3 protein-coding genes are annotated in these 3,157 nt (G+C 58.0%); all 3 read right to left on the bottom strand.

Going from position 1 to position 3,157, the window contains the following annotated elements:
* Positions 1 to 60 precede the first annotated feature (60 nt).
* Entirely contained in the window at positions 61 to 462 is a 402-nt protein-coding gene (locus tag ACH2EH_RS20730; protein WP_395144698.1) for an HNH endonuclease, read from the bottom strand.
* On the bottom strand, positions 459 to 695 hold the full coding sequence (locus ACH2EH_RS20725) for a hypothetical protein (RefSeq protein ID WP_395144696.1): 237 nt from the start codon (positions 693 to 695) through the stop codon (positions 459 to 461). Before ACH2EH_RS20725 ends, ACH2EH_RS20730 begins: the two co-directional genes overlap by 4 nt.
* Positions 696 to 721: 26 nt before the next feature.
* Positions 722 to 3,157 (bottom strand): hypothetical protein (locus tag ACH2EH_RS20720; protein ID WP_395144694.1); only part of this gene is annotated, 2,436 nt, incomplete at its 5' end.

Raw genomic sequence — 3,157 nt, 5'->3', positions numbered from 1 at the left:
AGCAAGGGCAAGGAGGCTGAGCAGAGCGAGTGGTTTGATGTGGGGCATGGGATATTTATCCTAACGTAGGGCTTGTCTTTCCAAGATTCGGTTTTCTGCGTTGAAGCCAAAGATCCGTACTGTCACTCGCCCAATATCGGTCTTGCCGACGATATGTATTTGGCTGTCTTCCTCGAAGTGTGTTTCCCAAAGATCGGTGCGTGGATTGAAGAAGCGTATCAGTGTAGGATCATCCGAGTCGCGAACGGAGCCAATATCACTGCCTTTATTTCGGTTACAGAAAAAGCACGCGAGAGCTAGATTTTCCGTGATTGTCAGCCCTCCGTGTTTTTCGCTCAGGATATGATCCACCTCGCAGCCGAACTGGGTATCGTTTTCATGGATGCCACAGTACTCACAACGATTCCTTGCTCGCTCCCGTACTTCCCGTCGCAGAGGAAGAGGGATGTACGTGGTACTCATGGGGTTTGCTGGAGATGTTTACGGGCACGCGCTTTAATCAGCCGCATGAGATGTTCCAGCTGAGCGTAGTGATCCAGCTCGCTTTTTTCTTCCTCAGTAAGGCTGCCTGCTTTTTCGCGGCCCACCAGCTCCCAGACACGTGCCCGTGCTACTTCGCTCGGCTTGAAGTCTAAAATATGAGGAGCTGTTGCAAGCAAGTCCAGGATTTCTTCGTCAGCGCGAACCGTGGTCATGGTGCTAATTATATCCGCTCTACTGGTTATTTCTCAATCAGATAGTAGAGCGTGTCGGGGTGCAGGGAGATATTTTTGGCGTTGCCGATTTTGGCGACCAGGTAGCCGTTGGCATCCAGCGCGGTGACGGTGAGCGCTGCGGCATCGGGGCGGGTGAGGATGACCGTGCCATTGAGATTCTTGACGAGAATCGGAGCGCCGCCAAGGCTCTCGATGCGCTGGAGTCCTTTGTCGGCAGGTGCTGTCTTCCAACCCCAGTTCTTATCCTCGGACATTACCTGGAGGAGCAGCTTTTTGGAGATCGCAATCGGCAGGCCATCGAGCGCGACCAGAGTGATTGTCCCGTACTCAAGCTGGCTGGTGACCGTCATTCCCGGCAGCGTCACCGTGCCCGCATCGGCGAGAAACCCCGTAATTGCATTCACCTGCGGCGCGGCGATCACGGCGCGGCCACTGCCCCAGTTCCAGGTGAGCTCATTGGTGGCACTCTTGGCTACTTTCTTCTGCCGGTCAATGCCCGTGAGACTGCCGAGCCTGGACGGGGCTCCTGCCTCAGATATATTCGCCCGCACCTGCCCGACGAGATAGGCGAGCGGATCAAGCGCGGGAAGCGTGTCAAGAGTTTTGGTCTGGCCAATGGGAATGTCGGCGGCGCGAAGGGCATCGAGATTGACCGGAGCGCTGACGGGCGCGCCCTGCAATGACAGAAGATTACCGAGCTTGAGATTCGCCTCGACCACAACCGGAGCGGTTTTCACCAAGCCTCTGCGGAAGATCAGCGCCGCCGCCGGAGACTGTCCCATCACACTGGGCACTTGCAGGTCAAATTTGCCGTGCTGCTGATTCCAGCTCGCCCCTGAGAGTGCGAAGAAGTGAATCGCGCTGGAGTCCTGGAGCGCCCCGTAGGCGGCGGCGAGCAGCGGCAGGTCGGCGCGGAAGCGGTTGGGCATCGGCCAGTTCACCTCAGAGACCATCGAGGGCAGCCCGTTCCACTTGAGGTCAAAAAGTGGTAGGCCCTCCTCGGGTGATTTTAGCGCGGACTTGTCCTCGTACAGATCCCCGACACTCAGGCTGTAGCTCGCACGTGGGCCTTCGTGCTTGCCGCCAAAGTAGCCGTGGCGGTCCATGGCGTCTAAACTTGCGCCCGTGTTGCTCCACTTGTCCAGCGGCCCTAGGAACTGCGGGCTGCCCGTGACCCAGTTTGAGCCGTAGACGGAGGCTGAAAAGCCCAGCTCACTCTTGAGAAACTTTGCGGTGCCCTCAAAGAACGCCCGCTGGCTCTGTGCCAGAAACGAGGCCGTGTCTTGTGAGCGCAGGCCGCGCTTGTTGAATAGCTCCCAGATCGGCGAGAATGCAGCCCGACCCTCGGCTGGTTTGTCGCGTGCGTTTGGCTCTTTCCAGGCCGTCAGCGCTGTTTCTAGTGCGCCGTATTTCTTGCTCAGCCACTCAGCGAATTGTTTCTCTAAAATCGCCATTTGGGGCGCGGGAATGTTATCGTAGCTAAACGTCCAGAACAAGTAGCTGTCCTCGTTGCACAGCTCCGCCATCGCGACCGCCGGATCTTTTCCGAGGGGCTCGCCGGTTGGGTTTGGCGCGGTGAGAATGGTTCTCCACCAGCTCCGGTAGATTTGCTGAAACTCGGGGCTAAAGAAAAGTAGTGCGAAGGGCTTTTTGCCCGGCGTGTAGCCCGCAAGCGCATCGCCTGCCGGAATCTCCAGCCAGAGCGGGAAGTAGATCGAGAGGCAGCTATAAATTCCCTCTTTTTTGAGTGCGGCCACAAAGCGCTGGAGGCCCGCGAGCTTATCGGGGTCTATCTCGCGGAAGTTACTGTCTTTCCAGAGGCTTCCATGAATCCGAACTAAGTTCACACCTTTTTTGGCTAAGTCCCGCGCCAGATAATTGAGAGAAGCCTGCGGCATGCGCGTCAGCTCGCCGCCCGCGTTCACTGCCCAGAAGCGCTCGGGCTGGCCGGTCTTGCTATGGACGAAGCTCTCGCCCTTGCGAATGATAAAGCCGTTTTCCCCGGCGACTCTCTCATTAAGCCCGCGCAGATCCAGTGCCGTCGGTTGGAACGCGTCTAAATCGGGCTCAAATGCGAACCAGCCTGGCTCGGTGCGGTTTAGCTTCTCGCCGGGCTTGCTCTTGCCACGCGGCAGAAACGGGACTTTGGTGAGCACGAAACAGTCAAACGCCGCCGCACCGTTATTCTCGGTCAGCTCGATGCGCAGCGTGTGCTTCCCCGCCGTGAGAGTTACGTCTCCTGCCCCAACCCAGTTCGCCCCGACAAACTGTCGGATAGGCGAGTCGTCGAGGAGTGCGGGGTCTTTGCCGACACTCTGCCAGGGCTGCTGGTCGAAGCGCCAGCGAAACGGGCCGTGCTTCCAGAACTTGCGGGCGTAGAAATCATAGCTGCCCGTGCTGGGAACCGTGACATCGTACTCTAAAAACAGCGGCAGGCTACG

The organism is Armatimonas sp., from assembly GCF_043760365.1.
Taxonomy (GTDB): Bacteria; Armatimonadota; Armatimonadia; order Armatimonadales; family Armatimonadaceae; genus Armatimonas.
This window is presented reverse-complemented; position numbering and strand designations above follow the sequence as displayed.